The sequence below is a fragment of the Streptomyces sp. NPDC048415 genome (genome assembly GCF_040651675.1).
In the GTDB taxonomy this organism is placed as follows: domain Bacteria; phylum Actinomycetota; class Actinomycetes; order Streptomycetales; family Streptomycetaceae; genus Streptomyces.
Window position 1 is genome coordinate 21,292 of the sequence record NZ_JBEZKJ010000018.1, and the last position, 22,287, is coordinate 43,578.

The following is a 22,287-nucleotide window of genomic DNA, read 5'->3' on the forward strand; positions in this document are numbered from 1 at the left end:
CTGTCGGCAACAGCGGCGTCTGGTGCGACTCGCCGGCTACCGGCGTGAGTCGCCCACGTCGTTCCTCACCGTCCGTCTTCCGGCAGCGCGGCCGCGTCGGGTGTGCGGGTCGGCACCGGTACCTGGTTGAAGCCGTAGTAGAGGGCGATCAGGCCGTGGACGGCCAGGGTGAGCGGGGCGGAGAGGTAGGCCAGGGCGACCGTCGCGGGGTAGGCGAGGGAGCCGACGGCGAAGCGGACGCGGGTGCGGCGGGCGGCCCCGACGTCGACGCGGCCGTCGAAGAGGTGCCCCGTGCGCGTGAGGTGCCACCACAGGGCCTGGAATGCCAGGGCCATCGCGACCATCACCATGCTGTATACGGCGGCCGCGACATGGGAGGCCTTGTCCTCGCGCAGATACTCCGCGAGCATCGCCGTCGGCCAGGGCACGGCGGCCACGACCATCAGCACGAGCAGGTTCAGGAACATCAGCGTGCGGTCGATCCGGGCCACATAGCTGAAGACCTGGTGGTGGTTGATCCACATGATGCCGATGACCAGAAAGCTGACGACATAGGCGGCGTACGAGGGCCACTGCGCGCCCAGCGCGTGCCACAGGCCGCCGTGCTCACCGACCTCGGGAACCTTGATCTCCAGGATCAGCAGCGTGATGGCGATGGCGAAAACGCCGTCGCTGAAGGCCTCCACACGGCCCGACTCGTTCATGACCGACTCCCCCCGTTGTGACCGTGTCCGTGCGTGCTCTGGGCGCGCTCCGTACGTGATCTGCGCGCTCAGACGGTAGCCCAGCGCGGCCCTTCGGCCGACGCCGGACAGTCAACTCGCCCTCGCCTGACGGGTATACGACAACCGGAATCTCTGGTAGGAAACTTTCCTAACAGTACGTGAACGAGCCCACTCCCCCATCGGAGGTACCGTGCACACCCCCCACATACGTACGTCACGCCGCACCCTGCTCGCCCTGATCGGAGCTTCCCTGGTGGCAGGTCCCCTCGTCGCCACCCAGTCCGCGACCGCCGCGGCGGTCGGTCTTGACGACCCGGCGAAGAAGGAGATCGCCATGAAGCTGGTCTCCAGCGCGGAGAACTCCTCGCTGGACTGGAAGGCGCAGTACAAGTACATCGAGGACATCGGCGACGGACGCGGCTACACCGCCGGGATCATCGGCTTCTGTTCCGGCACCGGCGACATGCTCGACCTCGTCGACCTCTACACCCAGCGCAAGCCCGGCAACGTCCTGGCCAAGTACCTGCCCGCGCTGCGCAGGGTGAACGGCAGCGACTCCCATGAGGGCCTGGACCCCGGCTTCCAGGACGACTGGCGCAGGGCCGCCCAGGACTCGGCGTTCCAGCAGGCCCAGAACGACGAGCGCGACCGCGTCTACTTCAACCCGGCCGTACGGCAGGGCAAGGCCGACGGCATCGGCGCACTCGGCCAGTTCACGTACTACGACGCCATCGTGATGCACGGCGACGGCGGTGACAGCACCAGCTTCAGCAGCATTCGCGGGCGGGCCCTGGCCAAGGCCAAGCCGCCCGCGCAGGGCGGCGACGAGGTGACGTATCTGAACGCCTTCCTCGACGCGCGTGTGTGGGCCATGAAGCAGGAGGAGGCCCACTCCGACACCAGCCGGGTCGACACCGCACAGCGGGTCTTCCTGCGCAAGCGGAATCTGAACCTCGATCCGCCGCTGGACTGGAAGGTGTACGGCGACAGTTACCACATCGGCTGAGCGGCGGGTCCGGTGGTGCGGAGGGCGCGGCGCCCTCCGCACCACCGGGTCGTCAGTGGGCCGGGACCGCCTTGAGGTCCTCGCCCGCTTCCATGGGGTGGGTCACTTCGTCCGCCTCCTGCCCCTTGCCGAGGTGGTTGAAGACGAGGTTGAGGACCACGGCCGCGACGCAGCCCGTCGAGATGCCCGAGTCCAGCACGATCCTCGCCGTCTGCGGGAAGGCGTGGTAGAACCCCGGCGCGGTGATCGGGATGATGCCGACCGCCAGGGAGACGGCCACGATCAGCACGTTGTTGTCCTTCTCCAGGCCCGCCCGTACGAGGGTCTGGATGCCGCTCGCGGCGACCGAGCCGAACAGGACGACACCCGCGCCGCCGAGGACCGGGCGGGGCACGACGGCGATGAGCGACGCGGCCATCGGGCACAGGCCCATCAGCACCAGGAATCCGCCGCCCGTGGCGACGACGTACCGGCTGCGGATCCTGGTCATCGCGACCAGGCCGATGTTCTGCGCGAACGCGCTGCACATGAAGCCGTTGAACAAAGGGCTCAGCGCGGAGCCGAGGGTGTCGGCGCGCAGGCCGGCCGCGATGGTCTTCTCGTCGGCGGGGCGCTCGACGATCTCGCCCAACGCCAGCATGTCGGCGGTCGATTCCGTCATCGAGACCACCATCACCACGCACAGCGAGAGGATCGCGGCGAGCTGGAACTGCGGTGCGCCGAAGTGGAACGGGGTCGGGAAGCCGACGACGTTCGCGTCGGCCACCGGCCCGAAGTCCGTGACGCCGAAGGGGATCGCGACGAGCGTGCCGATGACCAGGCCGAGCAGCACGGCGATCTGCTTGACGAAGCCGCGGGTGAAGCGGCGCAGCAGCAGGACGATGACGAGCGTCGCCGCCGCCAGGCCCAGATTGGTCGTCGAACCGTAGTCGTCCGCCGCCGGGTTGGGGCCCTGCGCCCAGCCGAACGCGACCGGCAGCAGCGACACGCCGATGAGCGTGATCACGGAGCCGGTGACGACGGGCGGGAAGAAGCGGACCGCCTTGCTGAAGAACGGGGCGGCTATGAAACCGAGGACTCCCGCGACGATGACCGCGCCGAAGATGATCGGCAGCGCATCGCTCTTGTCCTTGGCGGAGGCGACGACCGCGGTCATCGGGGCGACACCCGCGAAGGTCACGCCGTTGACGAACGGCAGCCTGGCTCCGATCTTCCAGAAACCCAGGGTCTGCAGGAAGGTGGCGAGGCCCGCGGTGAACAGGCAGGCGCCGGTGAGGAAGGTGAGTTCGGTGGGGGACAGACCCACGGCGGCGCCGACGATCAGCGGCGGGGCGACGACTCCCGCGTACATGGCGGCCACGTGCTGGAGGCCGCTGGTCGCCATCTTCAGGGCGGGGAGTTTCTCGTCAACTGGGTGCTTGAGCTCACCAGTTGGTTCTGCATCGGTGCGGGGCACGGGCTGGGCGGCCACGGCGGCTCCTCCAGTCGGGTACACGTCGGCGTTGACGTGGGTTTCAGGGAGGTGATGCGCGGTCGTGCGGGACCGGGACGATGACCGTGACCAAGGGGCGGTCACGGAGACCGTTCCGGGGCACGCACATCCATGCGCGCCCCGGAGACGGCCGCCATGGACCCCGCTCGGGTCCACGGCTACCGGCCGAGGGCCGTCCCCCTCAGCCGGAGATCTTCAACTGTTCAGTCCTGCGCGGAGATCCGCGCCAGGCGCTGGGCCTCTTCCCGCGTGGAGCGGGCGATGGCGTCCTCGTCGACGTGCAGCAGCCGGCTGTCCTCGACGACCGGCTTGCCGTTCACGAGCGAGAGCGTGACCGGGGCCGCCGCGCCGAAGACCAGCGCGGTCACCGGGTCGGCGATCGAGGAATGGGCCAGGGTGTCCAGCTTCCACAGGACGAGGTCGGCGAGCTTGCCGGGCTCCAGGGAGCCGATCTGCGCGGCACGGCCGAGGACCTGGGCGCCGCCGTAGGTACCGAGGCGCAGTGCCTGGCGGGCGTTCAGGGCTGCTTCGCGGTGGGCACCGAGGCGGTTGATGAGGAGCGCGTTGCGCAGCTCGGTGTGCAGCTCGCCGGACTCGTTCGACGCGGTGCCGTCGACGCCGAGGCCGACCGGGACGCCGGCCTTCAGCATGTCGGGGACGCGGGCGATCCCGGCCGCGAGGCGGGCGTTGGAGGACGGGCAGTGGGCGACACCCGTCTTCGTACGGGCGAAGGCGGCGATGTCGGAGTCGTTCATGTGGACGCAGTGCGCCATCCACACGTCCTCGCCGAGCCACCCCGTCGACTCGAAGTAGTCGGTCGGGCCCATGCCGAACAGCTCCTTGCAGAACTGCTCCTCCTCCACGGTCTCCGAGCCGTGCGTGTGCAGCCGTACGCCCTTGCGGCGGGCCAGCTCGGCGCCCTGCTTCATCAGTTCGGTGGACACCGAGAACGGCGAGCAGGGAGCCACGGCCACCTGGGTCATCGCGTCGAAGGAGGCGTCGTGGTGCTCGTCGACGGTCGCCTCGGTGGCGGCCAGCGCCCCTTCGAGGGTCTCGACGGCGAAGTCCGGCGGCAGACCGCCGTCCTTGACGCTGCGGTCCATGGAGCCGCGGGCCAGGGTGAAGCGGACGCCCATCTCGCGGGCAGCCCCGATGATGGCGCCGGACAGGTCGCCGGAGTCCTTGGGGAAGACGTAATGGTGGTCCATGGCGGTGGTGACGCCGCCGCGGGCCATCATGGCGAGGGAGCCCTGCGCCGCGGAGTACACCATCTTCTCGTCGATGCGCGCCCAGGTGGGGTAGAGCGCGACGAGCCAGTTGAAGAGGTTGTGGTCGGTGGCGAGGCCCCGGGTGATCCACTGATAGAAGTGGTGGTGGGTGTTGACCAGGCCCGGCGTGACCAGATGCCCGGTCGCGTCGATTCGGCGTACGACGTTCTCCAGGCCCTCCGGGGCCTTGCCCGCGCCGAGCGACTCGATGCGGTTGCCCGCGACGACGACATGGCCCGAGGCGTATTCGGTGTCACTCGCGTCCACCGTCGCGATCGAACAGTTCTCGATGACGATGCGCTGGACTTCTGCCGATGCTGCCATGGTGCGTCCTTCTTCGTTCTGTGGAGTGGGCACGGCAGGACCCTAGGAGGTTTGAGTGCCGCGGCGGGGAGGCCACGGGTGCCGAAGGAGGGGTGCCCCCGGCCGGCGGGACAGGGGCACCGGGCAGGTGTCAGAGGTTGGTGAGATCCACCGGGATGTGCGGCTCGCAGCCATCGCGCAGGATGGTGGCCTCGATGAGTCCGTAGGGACGGTCCGCCGCGAAGTAGACCTCGTTGTCGTTCTCGAGCCCGAACGGCTTCAGGTCCACCAGGAAGTGGTGCTTGTTCGGGAGGGAGAAGCGGACCTCATCGATCTCGCTGCGGTTGTTGATGATGCGCGAACCCATCTGGTAGAGGGTCTGCTGCAGCGAGAGGGAGTACGTCTCGGCGAAGGCCTGGAGCATGTGCTTCCTGACCTGGTCGTAGGACTTCTCCCAGTTCGGCATCTTCTGCTCGTCGCCGCTCCAGTTGAAGCGCCAGCGGCCGGAGACCTGGGTGGCCAGGATGCGGTCGTACGCCTCCTGCAGCGTCGTGTACTTGTCCTTGACGTAACCCCAGAACTCGGAGTTCGTCGAGTTCATCACGACGAGGTCCTTCAGGCCCGAGATGACCTCCCACTTCTCACCGTCGAAGGTGATCTGGGTGACCCGGGTCTCCTGGCCCTTGCGGATGAAGGAGTGCTTGACCGCGTCCGCGCCGATGAACTTGGAGTTGCCGTCCGAGGTCGCGATGCGCTCCCAGGAGTACTCCTCGATGCGGATGCGCGCCTGCTTGATCGGCTCCTGGCTCGTCACGAAGTGCCGGGCGAGGTGGATGCCGAACTGCTCGGCGGACTCGATGCCGTACTCCTTGGCGAAGGCGTACACCGTGTTCTTGGTGGTGTCCGTCGGCAGGACGTTCGCGTTGGAGCCCGAGAGGTGGACCTCCTGCATGTCGCCGCTCAGTGCGACCGACACGTTCAGGTCCTTGATGTGGTGCGTGTCCCCGTCACGGGTGATCTTGACTACGCGGTTCTCGGCTTTGCCGTACTGGTTCTGTCCCAGAATCGTGGGCATGTCTGCTAGCTCCCTCGGTAAACGGAGTAGCCGAACGGGTTGAGCAGCAGCGGTACGTGATAGTGCTCGCCCGGCCTGACGGCGAAGGTGATCGCCACCTCGGGGAAAAACGCACCGCTGTCCCGATTCGCGGGGGCGTCCTGCTGCGCATCGGCTTGCTTTTTTTCGAAGTACTGCTCGACGGCGAAGTCGAGCCGTACGTGGGTCGTCCCCTCCGGCAGCGCCGGGAGGTCCTTGCACCGCCCGTCCGCATCGGTCGCGGAGCCGCCGAGTGCCTGCCAGTCCGCTTCGCGCCCGGCGCGGGCCGCGAGCTGGACGGCGACGCCCTCGGCGGGGCGTCCGAGGCTGGTGTCCAGGATGTGGGTGGACACGGAGGCGGTGGTGTCGGTGCTCATGCGCTCTCTTCCTCTACGAGGCGGGTCAACCGGATGCGGTTGATCTTGCCCAGTTCGGTGCGGACGATCTCCCGCTCCTGCTCGGGCGAGTTGCCGATCCGCTCCTTGACCGCGTCGCGCATCTGCTCGCCGGTCCGGCCGGTGGCGCAGATGAGGAAGACATGGCCGAACTTCTCCTGGTAGGCCAGGTTCAGTTCGAGCATCTCCTCCTTGAGCTCCTCGGAGGCGCCGGCCATGCCGCGCTGCTCCCGGGAGGAGGTCGGGTCGCCGGGCTTCGGCCGCCCGATCGGCGGGTGCCCGGCCATCGCCTCCTCGAGGTCGGCGGTGGTCAGCTCGGCCGTGGCGGCGTCACTGGCCGAGAAGATGTCCTCGACGGTGGCGTAGGGACGCTGGGCGAGCAGCCCGCGCGCCCACGCGGAGGAGGCGCACGCCTCATGGAGAGCGGCGTAGGCCGCGTGCTCCTCCAGGGCGTTGAACCGGGCGAGGCCGCCGGGTGTCGTACTCGAAGTCACGGGAAGCCTCCGTGGCCTTGTTGCTGGCTTGCGTGCTTGCCTGCCTACCTACTGGACGGGCTGCGGATAGCTAACGCCCTCGGAAACACCACGTCAACACTTTGTTGAAAAATCGAGGTAACAAAAACCGCCGTCCGGGCAGACCGGACGGCGGCGGGGAAGCGAGCGCACGGGCCTAGTCACCCTTGGCCGCGTTTTCCCTGTTCAGGTAGTTGTAGACGGTGAACCGGCTCACTCCGAGGGCACTCGCCACGGTCTCCACGCCGTGCCGCACGGAAAAGGCTCCGCGCGCTTCCAGTATGCGCACAACCTCCTGCTTCGCCTTGCGGTCCAGGTCGGCCAGCGGCTTACCCCGCTTGCGCTCCAGTGCGGCCAGGATGTGGTCCAGCGAGTCGGCGAGCTGGGGCAGGCGTACGGCGATGACGTCCGCGCCCTCCCAGGACAGTACGACGTCGTCGGCGCCGGCCTGCTCGGGCGGCAGCATCTCGCCGCCCATGGCGTCGACCAGCGGCTTCACGGCCGTGACGAAGGGGTCCTCCCCGATGCCGGTCACTTATCGCCCTCCCCGACCACGTTCACCTGCAGCGAGACGCGGGTGGCTCCCGCTCCCAGGGCCTTGCGCAGCAGCGCGTCCACCGCGGTGAGCACCGCGTCCGCGCCGCCTTCCGCGGTGTTGCCGAACGGTCCGACGTCCACGGCGTCCAGCTCGGCCGCCTCGATGACCTCGCGGGCGACCAGCGCGTGCGGGGGCGCCTCGTCGAGATCGAAGGGCTCGGTCGTGAACTCCACTCTCAATCGCATTGCGCTCCCATGGCATCACTCTGACCTGCAGATTTCCCTCGCCTTCAAGAGGTGAGGGCACCATGTCAGGTCACCGATTTCACGACGGACTAAGGTCGGGCCGCCACAAGGGCGACCCTAGCCCACACGGGCTTCGCCCCATGGGGAACGTCGAACGGGGTAGCGGCGCGCGGGCCGCGGGCCCCGCACCAAGTCAGTGGCGGGGAACCAGCCCGGTGCGCAGAAGTCGAACTCGACCGTGTCCTCCCGCCTCGAAATCCCCGAACGCGCGCGACGGACGTCCCGCCCTGCCGCGTAGAGCAGGTACAGGCTCTGAGGGAGGGGATTGTGACGTGGCGGGACACAGGTTCACAGGCGCCAAGGGGACGGCGATCGCGGTGGCGGCGATGGCGGCGTTGACCGCCTCGCAGGCGCCGGGGACGGTGGCACGGGCCGCGGCGCGCGCTGAGGGGACGGGGGCACACGGGCCGACGGTGTCCGGCGACACTCCGTACCGCACAGCGCTGCCGCCTCTGCGGACGCGGGAGAGCCGGACGTCCGCGCTGGGCGGCGCGCTTCCGGCGAGCGTGTTCGCGGCGTACCGGCGAGCCGAGTCGGAGCTGCGACGCAGCGCGCCCGTATGCCGGCTGCGCTGGCAATTGCTGGCCGCCATTGGCCAGGTGGAGTCGGGGCAGGCGCGCGGCGGCCGGGTGACCTCCGACGGCACGACCAGGGCGCCGATCCTCGGGCCGCGCCTGGACGGCAACGGCTTCGCCGCCATCCAGGACAGCGACGGCGGGATCTACGACGGGGACAGCGTGTACGACCGCGCGGTCGGCCCGATGCAGTTCATCCCGTCGACCTGGGCCGCGTGGGGCGCGGACGGCAACGGTGACGGGCGCGCCGACCCCCACAACGTCTACGACGCGGCACTCGCCGCGGGCCGCTACCTGTGCGCCGGCGGTCGGGATCTCTCCGACCCGGGCGATCTGGACCGGGCGATACTCGGCTACAACCACTCGGCGGCGTATCTGCGGACGGTCAAGGCCTGGTACGGGTACTTCCTGGAGGGGCACCGGGTGGTGCCGGACAGTACGGCGGGCTCCGCGGCGCGCTCGGCCCCGAAGGCGCACCGGATCACGCGAGCCCCGTCGCCGACACCGTCCCGCCACCCGGCCCGCGCCGCGTCGCCCGCGCCCGCCACGCCCTCGCCCTCCCCCACCGCGTCCCGTCCGACGGGCGCCGCCGAGGAGCCGCGGCAGCCGGTGATCCCGCTGCCCGAACCGGGTGTCGGCCTCCCCTCTGCCGGGGTACTGCCGACCGCAGGTCCGCTGACCGGCGGCAACGATGAGAATTCGATGGGCGCCGCCCCCTCCACAATCCTGGATACCGGGCGGTAATGTCGCCACCCGCCGGGCGGCACAGGACCGGCGGGTGAGCGCGAAGGGGCCCTCATGGCGACGGACATGCCTGCGGAGATACAAGCGGCCCACGACCGTTGGCAGCGCATGTGGGGCCATCGTGAGCAGTTGCTCAAGGTGGCCCGCCGCCGGTCCATGAGTCCGGAGGACGCCGAGGACGCCGTGCACGAGGCGATGCTGCGCGCCGCCGAGCGCCCGGACCTCGACGACGAGCGCCTCGGTGCCTGGCTGACGACGGTGACCATGCGGCTGTGCGTCGACCGCTACCGGCAGGTGAACCGCGAGGCCGAGGTGCGCAGCAGCCCCACGCTGATCGCTCCCGGACCGGTGCCGGTCGAGGAGGCGGTCTGCGACCGGGCCGAGGCCAAGTGGCTGGCCGTGCGCAGCGGGGAGCTGCCCGCCCGGCAGGCGGAGGCGATCTGGCTGAAGTCGGAGGATCTGGACGTCGGCCAGGTCGCCCTGAAGATGGGCCTGAGCTACCGCACGGTCGAGTCCCTGCTGGCCCGGGCCCGGCGGACGCTGCGCGACTCGCTGGCCGGCACGCTGGGGTTCGCCCTGTTCCTGTGCGGGCGCGGCAGGCCGCGCGCCGGCGGGCACGCCCAGGCCGTGGCGGTGACCTCGGCAGCGGCGACCTTGGCGGTGGCGGGGCTGCTCGCCCTGCCGTACGCGCAGGACTCCGACGGGCAGGGTGCGGCACCCAGGCCTGCCGTCTCCCGGGCCGCGGACGCATGGCAGACGGACGGCGCGGGCCGGGTGCCGTCACCGGACGCGGGCGCACGGCAGGCGGCGTCGGCGGTCCCCGCCGCGAAGACGACGGAGCCGTCCGGTGACCGGCCGCTGTTGCCGCTGTCGGTGCCGTCCCTGCCGGAGATCTCACCGGTGCCGGCGTTGTCGGCCCCCGAGGTGCCGCCGGTGCCGAGTGTTCCGGATGTCCCGGAGCTGCCGAAGCTGCCGGACGTTCCGAGCGTGGGCGTCGAGTCCGCCGCCCCGGCGGTTCCGCAGGCGCCCGCCCTGCCCTCCGCCCCGGTCGGCGTACCGACCCGGCGCGTACTCCCTTAAACCTCTCGTCGGACCGCCCGTCGGAGCCCGTCGGACCGCCCGTCGGAGCCCGTCGGACCGCCCGTCGGACCGTCCGCAAATAAATTCGCCTTCGCGGCGACGGACGCCCCGCCCCTCCCCGTAGAGCAGATGTCGGAGCTGCTCCACGATGAAGGGTGGACCGGATGGGTGTCGAGATCTGTGTGGAAGGGCTGACCAAGTCCTTCGGCCACCAGGTCATCTGGCAGGACGTCTCGTTGACGCTGCCCGCCGGGGAGGTCTCGGTGCTGCTGGGCCCCTCGGGCACGGGCAAGTCGGTGTTCCTCAAGACGCTCGTCGGGCTGCTGAAACCGGAGCGGGGCTCGATCAGGATCGCGGGCCGGGACATCACCAGGCTGCGCGAACACGATCTGTACGAGGTGCGGAAGCTGTTCGGGGTGCTGTTCCAGGACGGCGCGCTGTTCGGGTCGATGAGCCTGTACGACAACATCGCCTTCCCGCTGCGTGAGCACACCCGCAGGTCCGAGAGCGAGATCCGGCGGACCGTGCTGGAGAAGATGGACATGGTCGGGCTGATCGGCTCCGAGGAGAAGCTGCCGGGCGAGATATCCGGCGGGATGCGCAAACGGGCGGGGCTGGCCCGGGCGCTGGTGCTGGATCCGGAGATCATCCTCTTCGACGAGCCGGACTCGGGCCTCGATCCGGTGCGCGTCGCCTACCTCAACCAGTTGATCGTCGACCTCAACGCCCAGATCGACGCGACCTTCCTGATCGTCACGCACGACATCGCCTCGGCCCGCCAAGTGCCCGACAACATCGGGCTGTTGTTCCGGCGGGAGCTCGTCGGGTTCGGCCCCCGCGAGGAGCTGCTGACCAGTGACGAGCCGGTCGTACGGCAGTTCCTGAACGGCCGGATGCAGGGGCCGATCGGCATGGCCGAGGAGAAGGACGCCGCCCAGGTCGAGCAGGAACTCGCGCAGCTCGGCGACGGCGAGCGCACACAGACACCCGGCAGTCAGGGTCTGACTCCCCGCCTGCTGCCGGGCCCGGGCATCACGCGCCCGCCCCGCTGGGAGGCGATCGCGCGGCGCGAAGCCGAGCTGCACCGCCGGGAGGTGGCGGACGCATGAGACTGTCGCCCACCGGCGCGCTGCGACACTCCGGCAACCTCTTCGCGATGGCCCTGGACGTCCTGCGGACGGTGCCCCGACGGCCTTTCCAGGCAAGGGAGTTCATCCAGCAGGCGTGGTTCATCGCGAGCGTCACCATCCTTCCGACGGCCCTCGTCTCCATCCCCTTCGGGGCGGTCATCGCGCTGCAGATCGGCAGTCTGACCCGGCAGCTCGGCGCTCAGTCCTTCTCGGGTGCCGCCTCGGTGCTGGCGGTGCTGCGGGAGGCCTCGCCGATCGTCACCGCGCTGCTGATCGCGGGCGCGGGCGGCACGGCGATCTGCGCGGACCTCGGGGCGCGGAAGATCCGCGAGGAGATCGACGCGATGCAGGTGCTGGGTATTGATCCGATCCACCGGCTGGTCGTACCGCGCGTGCTCGCCTCGATGGTGGTGGCGGTACTGCTCAACGGCTTGGTGTCGGTGGTCGGCGTGGCGGGCGGCTACTTCTTCAACGTCATCCTGCAGAACGGCACGCCCGGCGCGTACCTGGCCTCGTTCACCACCCTCGCCCAGCTGTCCGACCTGTGGGCGGCCGAGCTGAAGGCACTGGTGTTCGGCGCCATCGCCGCGATTGTCGCCTCGTACAAGGGACTTACCGCCAACGGCGGCCCCAAGGGCGTGGGTGACGCGGTGAACCAGTCGGTGGTGATCACCTTCATGTTGCTGTTCGTGACGAACTTCGTGATGACCGCCGTGTACTTCCAAGTCGTTCCGCAGAGGGGTTAGCCGATGCGACTCGTCGACCGCCCGCTGCGCTCCCTCGAAGCACTGGGCTCTCAACTCTCCTTCTACGGACGATCGTTGGCGTGGACCGGCCGTACCGTGCGCCGCTACAAGAAGGAGATCCTGCGCCTTCTCGCCGAGGTGAGCTTCGGCCGCGGCGCGCTCGCGGTGGTCGGCGGCACGGTCGGCGTCATCGCCTTCCTGTCGTTCTTCACCGGCACGGAGGTGGGCCTCCAGGGCTACGCGGCGCTCAACCAGCTCGGCACCTCCAACTTCGTGGCGTTCCTGTCGGCGTACTTCAACACCCGGGAGATCGCCCCGCTGGTGGCCGGGCTCGCGCTGTCCGCGACGGTCGGCGCCGGGTTCACCGCACAGCTCGGCGCGATGCGGATCAGCGAGGAGACCGACGCCCTGGAGGTCATGGGCGTACCGTCGCTGCCGTTCCTGGTGACCACCCGGATGATCGCGGGTTTCGTCGCGGTGATCCCGCTGTACGTGATCGGGCTGCTGTCCTCGTACTTCGCCGCCCGGACCATCACCACCGGCTACTACGGACAGTCGGCGGGCACCTACGACCACTACTTCCAGCAGTATCTGCCGCCGGTCGACGTGTTCTGGTCCTTCGGCAAGGTGCTCGTCTTCGCCGTCCTGATCATTCTCGTGCACTGCTTCTACGGCTACTACGCGAGCGGCGGCCCGGCCGGTGTCGGCGTCGCGGTGGGTCGTGCGGTGCGGACCTCGATCGTCGCCATCAACGTCCTGGACTTCTTCCTGTCGCTGGCGATCTGGGGCGCCAACACGACCGTACGGATCGCGGGGTGAGCCGGATGAGAGTACTGAGGCTCCGGTTGTACGGCGTCGTCTTCCTCGCGGTCCTCGCGCTGCTGCTGTCCCTCTCCGTCGCCGTCTACCAGCAGGCGTTCACCTCCGTCGTACGGATCACGCTGGAGGCCGACAGCCTCGGCAACCAGCTCGATCCGCGCGCCGACGTCAAGCTGCGCGGCCTGCTGGTCGGCGAGGTGCGGGACGTGCGGGCGGACGGCGCGAAGGCGACGCTCGACATCGCGCTCAAGCCGGAGTACGTCGCGCACATCCCCTCGGACGTGCACGCGCGGCTGCTGCCCAAGACGCTGTTCGGCGAGAAGTACGTCGACCTGGTGGCGCCCGCACGCTCCGCCGCCCGGCCCATCCGTGCCGGGGACGTCATCACCCAGGACCGCACCCGGGTCGGCATCGAGGTGCAACAACTGCTGAACGACCTGCTGCCGCTGCTGCGCACCGTGCAGCCGGGCAAGCTCAATGCCACGCTCTCCGCGTTCTCCACCGCTCTCGAAGGGCGCGGGGACCGCATCGGCGACAACCTCACCCGGGTCGAGGGCTATCTGCGCCGCATCAATCCGCACATGCCCTCGCTGCAGGAGGACATCGCGCGGTTCGCCGACGTCGCCGAGGTGTACGGCGACGCGGCGCCCGACCTGATGAAGCTCCTGCGCAACACCGTCACCACCAGCCGCACCCTCGTCGAGAAGCGGGACCAACTGGCCGCCGCGCTCACCTCGACGGCCACGGTCGCGGGCACCGCGGACGACTTCCTCGGCGAGAACGGTGACCGGCTGATCACCCTCGGCCGGGTCTCCCGTCCCACGCTGGACATCTTCGCCCGCTACTCCCCCGAGTACCCCTGCCTCCTGGACGGGCTGGTCAGGCAGGAGGAGGCCTCGGAGGAGGCGTTCAAGGGCGGCGAGATGCGCATCACCCTCGAAATCGTCCGCCAGAGATCCGCGTACGAGCCCGGTGAGGAGCCCCGCTACGGCGAGCGGTCCGGGCCCGACTGCCGGGGCCTGGCGAATCCGCAGGTGCCCGCGCCCGACATCCACCTCAACGACGGTACAGCGAAGGGGAGTTCACGTGGGGGCAGCGGTGTGTCCGCCACCAGGGCCGAGCAGCGCGCCGTCGGCTCGCTCGTGGCACCCGTCATGGGAGTGCCGGCCGACGAGGTGCCGCCGGTCGCGACGCTGCTGTTCGGGCCGCTGGCCCGCGGGACGGCGGTGAGCGTGGCATGAGGACTTCAGGAGCACGTCAGGCCGCCGCACCGCTCGTCAAGTTCAGCCTCTTCGCGGTGGTGACCATCCTGGCGACGGCGCTGCTCGCCGCCACCATCGTCAACGTCTCCCTCACCCCGCGGCACACGTATCGCGCGGTGTTCACCGACGTCACCGGGCTGGAGAAGGGCGACGACATCCGGGTGGCGGGGGTGCGGGTCGGCGAGGTCGAGGGCATCCGGATCAAGGACCGGACGCTGGCGGAGGTCACCTTCAGCGTCACCGAGGACCGTCCGCTGCTGCGCAGCACCGGCGCGGTCATCCGCTACCGGAACCTGGTCGGCCAGCGGTACATCGCGCTGACGGAGGGCGCGGGCGACGGCACGCGGATGCGGCCCGGCGGCCGTATCCCGCTGTCCAGGACCGAGCCCGCGCTGGACCTCAACGCGCTGCTGAACGGCTTCAAGCCGCTGTTCGCCGCGCTCAGCCCGAAGGACGTCAACCAGCTCGCCACCGAGATCATCAAGACGCTGCAGGGCGAAGGCGGCACGGTCAACAGCCTGCTCGCGCACACCGCTTCGCTCACCACGACGCTCGCGGGGCGCGACCAGCTGATCGGCTCCGTGATCGACAACCTCAACACCGTGCTGGAGACGCTGGACAAGCGCGGCGCCCGGTTCTCGGGGCTGCTCAAGCAGCTGCGGCGGGTGATCTCCGGTCTGTCGGCCGACCGCAAGCCCATCGGGGACTCACTGGGGAGCATCGGCGATCTGACGGATGCCACCTCGGGACTGTTGAAGGACGCCCGTCCGCCGCTGAAGGTCGACATCGCCGAGCTGACCGATCTCACCGGAACGCTGAACAAGAACGAGAAGACCGTGGAGGGCGTCCTGAAGCGGCTGCCGAACAAGCTGAACGAGCTGACGGGGACGGCGTCCTACGGCTCGTGGTTCAACTTCTACCTCTGCGACTTCGACGGCCGGGTCGTCCTGCCGAAGACGAAGCAGGTACTCACTCCCGAGCTCCATGTGGCGAGGGCGAGGTGCGGCGGATGACGAAGCGCGTCCTCCGGCGCCGGAGCCGCCGACCCGAACCGTTGGTGAAGGTACGGATCCTGCCGCCGAAGCTGCCGAAGCTGCCGACGATACGGCTCCTTCCGCGCAGGGCCCCGCGACGCCGACGCCCGGAACCGCTGGTGAAGGTCCGTATCCTCCCGCCGAAGCTGCCGAGGATACGGCTGCCACGGCGCCCGCGCCTCACCCCGTTCCGTGAGCGCAACCCGGTGGTGATCGGCGCCGTCGGCCTCACGGTCCTCACTCTGCTGACCGTCGCCGCGTTCAACGCCGACAGCCTTCCGCTGATCGGCGACGGCGAGACCTACAGCGCCGCCTTCGCGGAGGCGGGCGGGCTCAAGCCGGGCGACGAGGTGCGGATCGCCGGGGTCAAGGTCGGCAAGGTCGAGGAGGTCGACCTGGACGGTGACCACGTCAAAGTCACCTTCAAGGTCAAGGGCGATCCGCAGTTCGGCACCTCGACCGGCGCGTCGATCCGGGTCAAGACGATCCTCGGCGCCAAGTACCTCGCCCTGCACCCGAAGGGGCCGGGGCAGCTGGAACCCGGGAGCGAGATCCCGCTGGGGCGGACGGTACCGGCGTACGACGTCGTGCAGGCGTTCAGCGATCTGACCACCACCACCGAGAAGGTCGACACCGATCAGCTGGCGACCGCCCTCGACACCATTTCCAGCACTTTCCAGGACTCGCCCGCCGAGGTCCGGGCGTCCGTCAAGGGCCTGTCCAGGATCTCGAGGACGGTGGCCTCGCGCGACAAGGCGCTGCGCGGGCTCCTCAAGCACGCCAACGGCGTCACCGGGGTCCTGGCGGAGCATTCCAAGGACTTCACGGCCCTCGTCGAGGACGGCGATCAGCTGTTCAAGGAGATCAGCAAACGACGCAAGGCGATCCACGCCCTGCTCAAGAGCTCGGCCGCGCTCGGCATCCAGCTCTCCGGTCTGGTCGAGGACAACGACAAGGAGATCGGCCCGGCGCTCAAGGGTCTGAACCGCGTGGTCGGGATGCTCGAACGCAATCAGTCGAGTCTCGACCGGAGCGTCAAGCTGCTCGCGCCCTATGTGCGGGTCTTCACCAACACCCTCGGCAACGGCCGCTGGTTCGACAGCTACATCCAGAACCTGGTCGCCGCTCCGGTGACGCCACGGACGGGAGGCTCGTGATGACGTCACGTCTGCTGCACCGCAGTTCCCCTCTGATCCTTCTCCCCGTCCTGGCGCTCGTCGCCACACTCACCTTCGTGCTGTGGCCGCGCTCCGGGACCGTAGGCGTCACCGCGTACTTCCCGCGCACCGTCGGCATCTACCCCGGCTCGGACGTCCGCGTCCTCGGCGTCCGGATCGGCGAGGTCAAGAAGATCACGCCGGAGGGCGACCGGGTGCGGGTGGAACTGGCGTACGACGAGGGGCGCAAGGTCCCCGCGAGCGCCCGGGCCGCGATCATCAACTCCTCGGTGGTCAGCGACCGTTACGTTCAGCTGCTGCCCGTCTACCGGAAGGGTCCGGTGCTGCGGGACGGCGCTGTCATCCCCGAGACACGTACCGCCGTACCGGTCGAGCTGGACCGGATCTTCGACAGCCTGCACACGACGTCCGAGGCGCTCGGCCCGAAGGGCGCCAACAAGGACGGCTCGCTGTCGCGGCTGCTCGGGGTGAGCGCCGACAACCTCGAGGGGCAGGGCACCAACCTCAACCAGACGGTCGAGGACCTCTCGCAGGCGGTCACCACGCTGTCGGACGGCCGCGGTGACCTGTTCGCAACGGTAGGAAATCTGCAGGTGTTCACGGCCGCGCTGGCGGCCGACGACAAGAGCGTGCGGTCGTTCAACGGCAGCCTCGCCAAGGTGGCGAAGCAGCTGGCCGGGGAGCGCGAAGATCTCGCGGCGGCACTCAAGAATCTGGGGACGGCGCTCGGTGACGTGTCCGACTTCGTGAAGAAGAACAAGAAGTCGCTGACCTCGAACGTGCGGGGCCTCAGCAAGGTCACCAAGGTGCTCGTCACCCAACAGGCCGCGTTGAAGGAGCTGTTGGAGGTCGCGCCCACCGGTCTGTCGAATCTGCAGAACGCCTACAACGCGTCCGCGGGCACCCTCGACACCCGCAACAATCCCGACCGGCCGCAGGATCCCGCGTCGCTGCTGTGCTCCGTACTGAAGACGACCGGCGACGAGGGCGGGAAGAACCCCGACTGCCAGGAGCTGCGGAAGCTCTTCGACTCGCTGCCGAAGCTGCCGAAGGCGACGGCGGTGCCGAGCACCGGGACCGTCGACAGGACGCTCGGCGGAATCCTGGGGGCGAGCGCATGAGCGGGCTGCGCAAGGGCGGGGCGATCGCCTGGGCGGCCGTCGGTTCGCTGCTGCTGTCCGGCTGCGAGTTCAACGGCTGGTACGACGTCCAGCTGCCCGGGGGCGCCGCGGCGGACGGCCACGCGTACCGGGTGACCGTCGAGTTCCGCGACGTGCTCGATCTGGTGCCGCAGTCGGCCGTGAAGGTCAACAACGTCACCGTGGGCGCGGTGGAGAAGGTGCAGCTGGACGGCTGGCACGCGCGGGTACGGCTGCGGGTGGCCGACTCGGTGAAGCTGCCCGGCAACGCGATCGCCGAGCTGCGCCAGACCAGCATGCTCGGCGAGAAGTACGTGGCACTGTCCGCTCCGCCGGACACCGCCGCCGTGGGCCGGCTCCGCGACGGCGACCGGATCCCGCTGTCCCGCAGCGGTCGCAACCCCGAGATCGAGGAGGTTCTCTCGGCCCTGTCCGCGCTCCTCAACGGCGGCGGGGTGGCCCAGCTCAAGACGATCACGGTGGAGCTGAACAAGGCCCTCGCAGGCCGGGAGAGCCGGGTCAAGTCGCTGCTCAAGGAGCTGGACACCTTCCTCGGCGGTCTGGACGAGCAGCGGGGGAACATCGTCCGCGCACTCAAGGGCATCGACCGACTGGCCAAGCGGCTCGGCAAGGAGAAGAAGACGATCGCCCAGGCCGTCGACACGATGCCGCCGGCGCTGAAGGTCCTCGCCGACCAGCGGCGCGATCTGACGGGGATGCTCACCGCCCTGTCGAAGCTCGGCAAGACCGGCACCCGGGTGGTGACCGCCTCGCGGGACGACACCGTCGCCAACCTCAAACAGCTCCGGCCCATCCTGCGCCAGCTGAACAAGGCGGGCGACGATCTGCCCAACTCCCTCGAACTGCTCACCACTTACCCGTTCCCGCGCAACGCGGCGGACGCCATCAAGGGCGACTACGTCAACCTCAAGGTGACCGCGGACCTGGATCTGTCGAGCCTCTACGGCAACCTCGCCGACAAGCCGGGCGGAACCGGCAAGGGAAGCGGGGGCGACAGCAAGCCCGGTACCCCGGACCTTCCCTCGCTCCCGGACCTGCCGGCCGTGCCGACCCCGACGGCGCTCCCGAGCGCCCCGGACCTGCCGGACCCACCCACCACCCCCTCGGCCCCCTCCGGCGGTGGTCCGCTGTGCCCGCCGGTGTGCACCAGCCGCTACACCACCGGCCGGGGTGTGCCCCCGGGAATCGACCTCGCGCTCGCCGAGCTCATGCTGAAGGGGATACAGCCGTGATCACCCGTACGGTCAAGGCCCAGTTGCTCGCCTTCGCCACCGTCACCGCCGTCGGCGTGTCGTACGTCGGCGCGACGTACACGGGCCTGGTGGACGGCCTCCTCGGCCGCGGCTACACCGTCCAGGCCGACTTCGCCGACTCCGGGGGTATCTTCCCGGGCGCCGAGGTGACGTATCGCGGGGTGCCGGTGGGCCGCGTCGGCGCGCTGCGGCTGTCCGGCTCCGACGGCGTCTCGGTCCCCCTCGACCTCAAGGACGGCGGGCCGCGCATCCCGGCGGACACCCTCGCGGTGGTGGGGAACCGTTCGGCGGTGGGCGAGCAGTACGTGGATCTGCAGCCGCGCCGGTCGGGTGGCCCGTATCTGCTCGACGGCGCTTCGATTCCCCGTTCCCGCACACGGGTGCCGCTGCCCACCACGGATCTCGTCCTCAGCCTGGACCGGCTGGTCAACTCGGTCGGCAAGGACGATCTGCGGGTCAGCGTCGACGAGTTGGGCAAGGCGTTCTCGGGTACCGGGCCGCGGCTGAGCCGGCTGGTGGATTCGGGCAACGCGCTCGTCGAGTCCGCTTCCGACTCGCTCCCTCAGACCATCTCGCTGATCGAGGACTCGCGGAAGGTCCTCAAGACGCAGGCCGACGAGGGTTCGTCGATCAAGTCGTTCTCGCGTGATCTGGCGTCCCTCAGCGCGGAGCTGAGGTCGAGCGACGGGGACCTGCGCAAGCTGATCGGCAACGCGACGCCCGCCGCGCAGCAGGTGAACTCGCTGCTGAAGTCCACCGGGCCGCGCCTTTCGGTGCTGCTGGCCAATCTGATCAGCGGAGGCCAGGTCACGCTGGCCCGGCTGCCCGGCGTCGAACAGGCCCTGGTCACCTTCCCGGTGGTGGTCGCGGGCAGCTACACCGTCATCCCGGGCGACGGCACCACCCACTTCGGCCTGGTCGTCAACGCCGACGACCCGCCGCCCTGCACCCAGGGGTACGGGACGCGTCGGCGCGATCCGGCGGACACGAGCACGCGCCCGGCGAACACCGACGCGCGCTGCACGGCCCCGCGCGGCGGGACCACCTCGGTACGCGGCGCGCAGAACGCCCCCGGCGCGTCAAACGACCCCGAAGGCGCGCGAGGCGCTGCGTACGTGACGCCGTACGACCCGGAGACCGGCGCCGCCACGGGGCCGGACGGAACGCCCGTCGAGATCGGCTCGACGGGCGGCCAACAAACCCTGTTCGGAAAGGAGTCGTGGCAATGGCTGCTCGTCGGACCGATGGCATGAGGTGGAGCGTGGCCGCGATGGGCTGGAAGTCACTTGGGCGCCGCCGGGTGCTGTCGGCGGGGCTCGTCGTGGCGACGGTCCTGACGACGGCGCCGGCGATCTGGCTGAGCGTGCAGCTGTACGACCAGCATGAGGCGGAGCAGCGCCGTCAGGACATCCTGACGGCGGCGCGCCAGTCGGCGCTGAACTTCACCTCGCTCGACTACCGGCATTACCGCCAGGACAGCGGAAACGTGCTGAAGGGCGCCACCGGCGACTTCAAGAAGCAGTTCGCCGCGCAGACCGGGGAACTGACCAAGCTGGTCGCCCAGAACAAGTCGGTGTCCGAGGGGCAGGTGCTCGATGCGGGCATCGTCCGCTGCGACGACCACTCGGCCCGCGTCCTGGTGGTCGCCGACAGCAAGGTGACCAACACCGCCGTGCCCCAGGGGGAGGCCCGTACCTACCGGCTGCAGCTCGACCTCGTGCACCGCAGCGGCCGCTGGCTGACCTCCGACGTCGAGTTCGTCGGCTGACCACCCATCAGCACGATCAGTGAGGAGAAAGACCGTGGCGAACCCGATCTCCCGGGGCCGCGGCTCCGGCTCGCCCGCCCGCCGTACCTTGACCGCGGCCGCCCGCGCGGCGGCCAAGCGCGCGGAGAGCGTCACCCGCGATGCGGGGGACCGGGGGCGGACGGAGTCCGCCGCCGAGGCACCGTCGCACCCGAAGCGGCAGCAGCTCTCCGGAGGCACACCGGAACGGCAGCCTTCCGGAGGCACACCGGAACGGCAGCCCTCCGGACGCACCCTTCTCATCGAGGCCCCGGACGGCTGGGACGATCCGCCCGAGCCGTCGCCGGAGGCCTTCGCGGAGGATTTGCGGGAGGGCCAGGAGCCCGGCGCGGATGCGGCGACACGACGCCGGGGGCGCAGGCTCCTCGTCGCGGTGCTCGCCGTCGCGCTCGTCGCGGGCCTGGTCGCGGTCGCCGTACTGGGATGGCGGTACCGGGAAGGGCGGCAGGCGGAGCAGGCGCGGGGACAGGCGCTCGCGGCCGCACGGCAGGCGGCGCCCGTCGTGCTGTCGTACGACTACCGGCATGTGGACCAAGACTTCGCCGCCGCCCGCGCCCATCTCACAGGGCACTTCCGTGACGAGTACGCGAAGACCACGAAGACGGTGGTCGGGCCGACGGCCAAGAAGTACCGGGGGGTCGTGAAGGCCACGGTGGTGGAGCCGTCCGGGGGCGGCGCCCCGGCGGCCTCCGTGGTGTCGGCCTCGCCGGACAGGGCGGTGGTGCTGCTCTTCGTGAACCAGGTGACCAGGAGCACCCAGGTCTCGGGGTCCCGGGTGGATCTGAACCGGGTGCGGATGACGCTGTCCCGTACCTCCGAGGGCTGGAAGGTGAGCGCCGTCGACGCGCTCTGACCGGCCCGTGTTCGAGAGTGCCCCCGTGCATCCCGCACGGGGGCACTTTTTTGCGCGCGCTCTTGACAGTGCTCCCCACCCCCAGGCAATCTTCCATTAAGCAGAAACGAACTTCCGCAATACGGAATCTCGATCCAAGGGAAGGAGCGCCGACCCCCATGGGATTCGCAGACCAGCGCTTCAACGTCAACCTGTCGATCCTCTTCACGGAACTCCCGCTCCTGGAGCGCCCCGCGGCCGCCGCCGCGGCGGGCTTCACCGCGGTCGAGCTGTGGTGGCCCTGGGTCGACTCCCCCACTCCCGAGCAGTCCGAGCTCGACGCCCTCAAGAAGGCGATCGAGGACGCGGGCGTCCAGCTCACGGGCCTGAACTTCTACGCCGGACAGCTGCCCGGACCGGACCGGGGCGCATTGTCGATCCCCGGCGCGGAGTCGGAGCGGTTCCGCGCCAACATCGACGTGGCCGCCGACTTCGCCCAGTCCCTGGGCTGCACGGCGCTCAACGCGCTGTACGGCAACCGGGTCGAGGGCGTGGACCCGGCCGAGCAGGACGCGCTCGCGCTGGAGAACCTGGTCCTCGCGGCCCAGGCCGCGAGCCGGATCGGCGCGATCCTCCTGGTCGAGACCCTCAACCAGCCGGAGTCCCCGCGCTACCCGCTGGTGACCGCCCCGGCCGGCGTCGACGTCGTCGACAAGGTCAACGAGGCGACCGGCCTCGGCAACGCCAAGTTCCTCATGGATCTGTACCACCTGTCCATGAACGGCGAGGACCTGTCGTCGGTCATCGAGCAGTACGCGTCGAAGACCGGCCATGTGCAGATCGCCGACAACCCCGGCCGCGGCGCCCCGGGCACGGGCACGCTCCCGCTGGAGGACCTCCTCGACCAGCTTCGCAAGGCCGGTTACGCCGGCTGGGTCGGCCTGGAGTACAAGCCGGGCGACCGCCCGAGCGCAGAGGCCTTCGAGTGGCTGCCCGCCGAGGCCCGCGCCGCCCACTGAACTTCCTGACG

Annotated in this window: 23 protein-coding genes; 15 read left to right on the plus strand and 8 right to left on the minus strand. The window is 69.8% G+C overall.

The window, feature by feature from the left end; translation table 11 throughout:
• Positions 1 to 65: 65 nt before the first annotated feature.
• The gene (locus AB0D27_RS14910; protein ID WP_362507419.1) at positions 66 to 704 is read right to left on the minus strand and encodes a TMEM175 family protein; all 639 of its coding nucleotides are present in this window, start codon (positions 702 to 704) and stop codon (positions 66 to 68) included.
• A gap of 211 nt (positions 705 to 915) precedes the next feature.
• Here AB0D27_RS14910 and AB0D27_RS14915 point away from each other — a divergent pair, with 211 nt between their 5' ends.
• Positions 916 to 1,731 (plus strand): chitosanase, encoded by an 816-nt coding sequence (locus AB0D27_RS14915; protein ID WP_362507422.1) that lies wholly within the window; start codon positions 916 to 918, stop codon positions 1,729 to 1,731.
• A 52-nt stretch (positions 1,732 to 1,783) separates the two neighbouring features.
• Here the strand turns inward: AB0D27_RS14915 and AB0D27_RS14920 are convergent, their stop codons facing one another.
• The 7 genes from AB0D27_RS14920 to AB0D27_RS14950 form a co-directional block, all read right to left on the minus strand.
• The gene (locus AB0D27_RS14920) at positions 1,784 to 3,202 is read right to left on the minus strand and encodes a nucleobase:cation symporter-2 family protein (RefSeq protein WP_362507425.1); all 1,419 of its coding nucleotides are present in this window, start codon (positions 3,200 to 3,202) and stop codon (positions 1,784 to 1,786) included.
• A gap of 224 nt (positions 3,203 to 3,426) precedes the next feature.
• A complete protein-coding gene (locus AB0D27_RS14925; protein ID WP_362507427.1) occupies positions 3,427 to 4,815 on the minus strand; it encodes an 8-oxoguanine deaminase in 1,389 nt (462 codons plus the stop codon).
• Positions 4,816 to 4,945: 130 nt separating this feature from the next.
• The gene (gene pucL, locus AB0D27_RS14930; RefSeq protein WP_362507430.1) at positions 4,946 to 5,869 is read right to left on the minus strand and encodes a factor-independent urate hydroxylase; all 924 of its coding nucleotides are present in this window, start codon (positions 5,867 to 5,869) and stop codon (positions 4,946 to 4,948) included.
• 5 nt (positions 5,870 to 5,874) lie between these two features.
• Complete coding sequence (gene uraH, locus AB0D27_RS14935) at positions 5,875 to 6,264, minus strand: hydroxyisourate hydrolase (protein WP_362507433.1); 390 nt, start codon at positions 6,262 to 6,264, stop codon at positions 5,875 to 5,877.
• Positions 6,261 to 6,776: a 2-oxo-4-hydroxy-4-carboxy-5-ureidoimidazoline decarboxylase gene (uraD, locus tag AB0D27_RS14940; RefSeq protein WP_362507436.1), complete on the minus strand. Its 516-nt coding sequence runs from the start codon at positions 6,774 to 6,776 to the stop codon at positions 6,261 to 6,263. The genes uraH and uraD overlap by 4 nt, the downstream gene beginning before the upstream one ends.
• 175 nt (positions 6,777 to 6,951) lie before the next feature.
• Entirely contained in the window at positions 6,952 to 7,329 is a 378-nt protein-coding gene (locus AB0D27_RS14945; RefSeq protein ID WP_362507439.1) for a helix-turn-helix domain-containing protein, read from the minus strand.
• Positions 7,326 to 7,577 (minus strand): hypothetical protein, encoded by a 252-nt coding sequence (locus AB0D27_RS14950; RefSeq protein ID WP_037763576.1) that lies wholly within the window; start codon positions 7,575 to 7,577, stop codon positions 7,326 to 7,328. The genes AB0D27_RS14945 and AB0D27_RS14950 overlap by 4 nt, the downstream gene beginning before the upstream one ends.
• A 332-nt stretch (positions 7,578 to 7,909) precedes the next feature.
• Here AB0D27_RS14950 and AB0D27_RS14955 point away from each other — a divergent pair, with 332 nt between their 5' ends.
• The 14 genes from AB0D27_RS14955 to AB0D27_RS15020 all read left to right on the plus strand — a co-directional run bounded on the left by AB0D27_RS14955 (position 7,910) and on the right by AB0D27_RS15020 (position 22,276).
• The gene (locus AB0D27_RS14955) at positions 7,910 to 8,956 is read left to right on the plus strand and encodes a lytic transglycosylase domain-containing protein (RefSeq protein WP_362507442.1); all 1,047 of its coding nucleotides are present in this window, start codon (positions 7,910 to 7,912) and stop codon (positions 8,954 to 8,956) included.
• Between the two features lie 54 nt (positions 8,957 to 9,010).
• Positions 9,011 to 10,036, plus strand: coding sequence for a sigma-70 family RNA polymerase sigma factor (locus tag AB0D27_RS14960; protein WP_362507445.1), 1,026 nt, complete (start codon positions 9,011 to 9,013; stop codon positions 10,034 to 10,036).
• Positions 10,037 to 10,200: 164 nt separating this feature from the next.
• Positions 10,201 to 11,145: an ABC transporter ATP-binding protein gene (locus AB0D27_RS14965; RefSeq protein ID WP_362507447.1), complete on the plus strand. Its 945-nt coding sequence runs from the start codon at positions 10,201 to 10,203 to the stop codon at positions 11,143 to 11,145.
• On the plus strand, positions 11,142 to 11,912 hold the full coding sequence (locus tag AB0D27_RS14970) for an ABC transporter permease (protein WP_362507450.1): 771 nt from the start codon (positions 11,142 to 11,144) through the stop codon (positions 11,910 to 11,912). Before AB0D27_RS14965 ends, AB0D27_RS14970 begins: the two co-directional genes overlap by 4 nt.
• A gap of 3 nt (positions 11,913 to 11,915) precedes the next feature.
• Complete coding sequence (locus AB0D27_RS14975; RefSeq protein ID WP_362507453.1) at positions 11,916 to 12,731, plus strand: ABC transporter permease; 816 nt, start codon at positions 11,916 to 11,918, stop codon at positions 12,729 to 12,731.
• Positions 12,732 to 12,736: 5 nt separating this feature from the next.
• A complete protein-coding gene (locus AB0D27_RS14980; RefSeq protein ID WP_362507456.1) occupies positions 12,737 to 13,972 on the plus strand; it encodes an MCE family protein in 1,236 nt (411 codons plus the stop codon).
• A complete protein-coding gene (locus tag AB0D27_RS14985; protein WP_362507459.1) occupies positions 13,969 to 15,006 on the plus strand; it encodes an MlaD family protein in 1,038 nt (345 codons plus the stop codon). Before AB0D27_RS14980 ends, AB0D27_RS14985 begins: the two co-directional genes overlap by 4 nt.
• Positions 15,003 to 16,184 (plus strand): MCE family protein, encoded by a 1,182-nt coding sequence (locus AB0D27_RS14990; RefSeq protein ID WP_362507462.1) that lies wholly within the window; start codon positions 15,003 to 15,005, stop codon positions 16,182 to 16,184. Before AB0D27_RS14985 ends, AB0D27_RS14990 begins: the two co-directional genes overlap by 4 nt.
• Positions 16,184 to 17,326, plus strand: a complete 1,143-nt coding sequence (locus tag AB0D27_RS14995; protein ID WP_362507465.1) for an MCE family protein — start codon at positions 16,184 to 16,186, stop codon at positions 17,324 to 17,326. The genes AB0D27_RS14990 and AB0D27_RS14995 overlap by 1 nt, the downstream gene beginning before the upstream one ends.
• Entirely contained in the window at positions 17,323 to 18,597 is a 1,275-nt protein-coding gene (locus tag AB0D27_RS15000) for an MCE family protein (RefSeq protein WP_362507468.1), read from the plus strand. Before AB0D27_RS14995 ends, AB0D27_RS15000 begins: the two co-directional genes overlap by 4 nt.
• Positions 18,594 to 19,871, plus strand: coding sequence for an MlaD family protein (locus tag AB0D27_RS15005; RefSeq protein ID WP_362507471.1), 1,278 nt, complete (start codon positions 18,594 to 18,596; stop codon positions 19,869 to 19,871). The genes AB0D27_RS15000 and AB0D27_RS15005 overlap by 4 nt, the downstream gene beginning before the upstream one ends.
• Positions 19,872 to 19,888: 17 nt before the next feature.
• Positions 19,889 to 20,386 (plus strand): hypothetical protein, encoded by a 498-nt coding sequence (locus tag AB0D27_RS15010; protein ID WP_362507669.1) that lies wholly within the window; start codon positions 19,889 to 19,891, stop codon positions 20,384 to 20,386.
• Positions 20,387 to 20,420: 34 nt separating this feature from the next.
• Complete coding sequence (locus AB0D27_RS15015; protein ID WP_362507473.1) at positions 20,421 to 21,278, plus strand: hypothetical protein; 858 nt, start codon at positions 20,421 to 20,423, stop codon at positions 21,276 to 21,278.
• A 158-nt stretch (positions 21,279 to 21,436) separates the two neighbouring features.
• The gene (locus AB0D27_RS15020) at positions 21,437 to 22,276 is read left to right on the plus strand and encodes a TIM barrel protein (protein WP_362507476.1); all 840 of its coding nucleotides are present in this window, start codon (positions 21,437 to 21,439) and stop codon (positions 22,274 to 22,276) included.
• The last annotated feature ends 11 nt before the right edge of the window (positions 22,277 to 22,287 follow it).

What these genes read in the sequence shown, in the direction of transcription:
- AB0D27_RS14995 (WP_362507465.1), top strand. Translation starts at nt 16,184, where the DNA reads ATGACGTCACGTCTGCTGCACCGCAGTTCCCCTCTGATCCTTCTCCCC.
- AB0D27_RS14970 (WP_362507450.1), top strand. Translation starts at nt 11,142, where the DNA reads ATGAGACTGTCGCCCACCGGCGCGCTGCGACACTCCGGCAACCTCTTC.
- AB0D27_RS14965 (WP_362507447.1), top strand. Translation starts at nt 10,201, where the DNA reads ATGGGTGTCGAGATCTGTGTGGAAGGGCTGACCAAGTCCTTCGGCCAC.
- AB0D27_RS14985 (WP_362507459.1), top strand. Translation starts at nt 13,969, where the DNA reads ATGAGGACTTCAGGAGCACGTCAGGCCGCCGCACCGCTCGTCAAGTTC.
- AB0D27_RS14980 (WP_362507456.1), top strand. Translation starts at nt 12,737, where the DNA reads ATGAGAGTACTGAGGCTCCGGTTGTACGGCGTCGTCTTCCTCGCGGTC.
- pucL (WP_362507430.1), bottom strand. Translation starts at nt 5,869, where the DNA reads ATGCCCACGATTCTGGGACAGAACCAGTACGGCAAAGCCGAGAACCGC.
- AB0D27_RS14960 (WP_362507445.1), top strand. Translation starts at nt 9,011, where the DNA reads ATGGCGACGGACATGCCTGCGGAGATACAAGCGGCCCACGACCGTTGG.
- AB0D27_RS15020 (WP_362507476.1), top strand. Translation starts at nt 21,437, where the DNA reads ATGGGATTCGCAGACCAGCGCTTCAACGTCAACCTGTCGATCCTCTTC.
- uraH (WP_362507433.1), bottom strand. Translation starts at nt 6,264, where the DNA reads ATGAGCACCGACACCACCGCCTCCGTGTCCACCCACATCCTGGACACC.
- AB0D27_RS14975 (WP_362507453.1), top strand. Translation starts at nt 11,916, where the DNA reads ATGCGACTCGTCGACCGCCCGCTGCGCTCCCTCGAAGCACTGGGCTCT.
- AB0D27_RS14950 (WP_037763576.1), bottom strand. Translation starts at nt 7,577, where the DNA reads ATGCGATTGAGAGTGGAGTTCACGACCGAGCCCTTCGATCTCGACGAG.
- AB0D27_RS15010 (WP_362507669.1), top strand. Translation starts at nt 19,889, where the DNA reads ATGGGCTGGAAGTCACTTGGGCGCCGCCGGGTGCTGTCGGCGGGGCTC.
- AB0D27_RS14990 (WP_362507462.1), top strand. Translation starts at nt 15,003, where the DNA reads ATGACGAAGCGCGTCCTCCGGCGCCGGAGCCGCCGACCCGAACCGTTG.
- AB0D27_RS14925 (WP_362507427.1), bottom strand. Translation starts at nt 4,815, where the DNA reads ATGGCAGCATCGGCAGAAGTCCAGCGCATCGTCATCGAGAACTGTTCG.
- AB0D27_RS14910 (WP_362507419.1), bottom strand. Translation starts at nt 704, where the DNA reads ATGAACGAGTCGGGCCGTGTGGAGGCCTTCAGCGACGGCGTTTTCGCC.
- AB0D27_RS15000 (WP_362507468.1), top strand. Translation starts at nt 17,323, where the DNA reads ATGAGCGGGCTGCGCAAGGGCGGGGCGATCGCCTGGGCGGCCGTCGGT.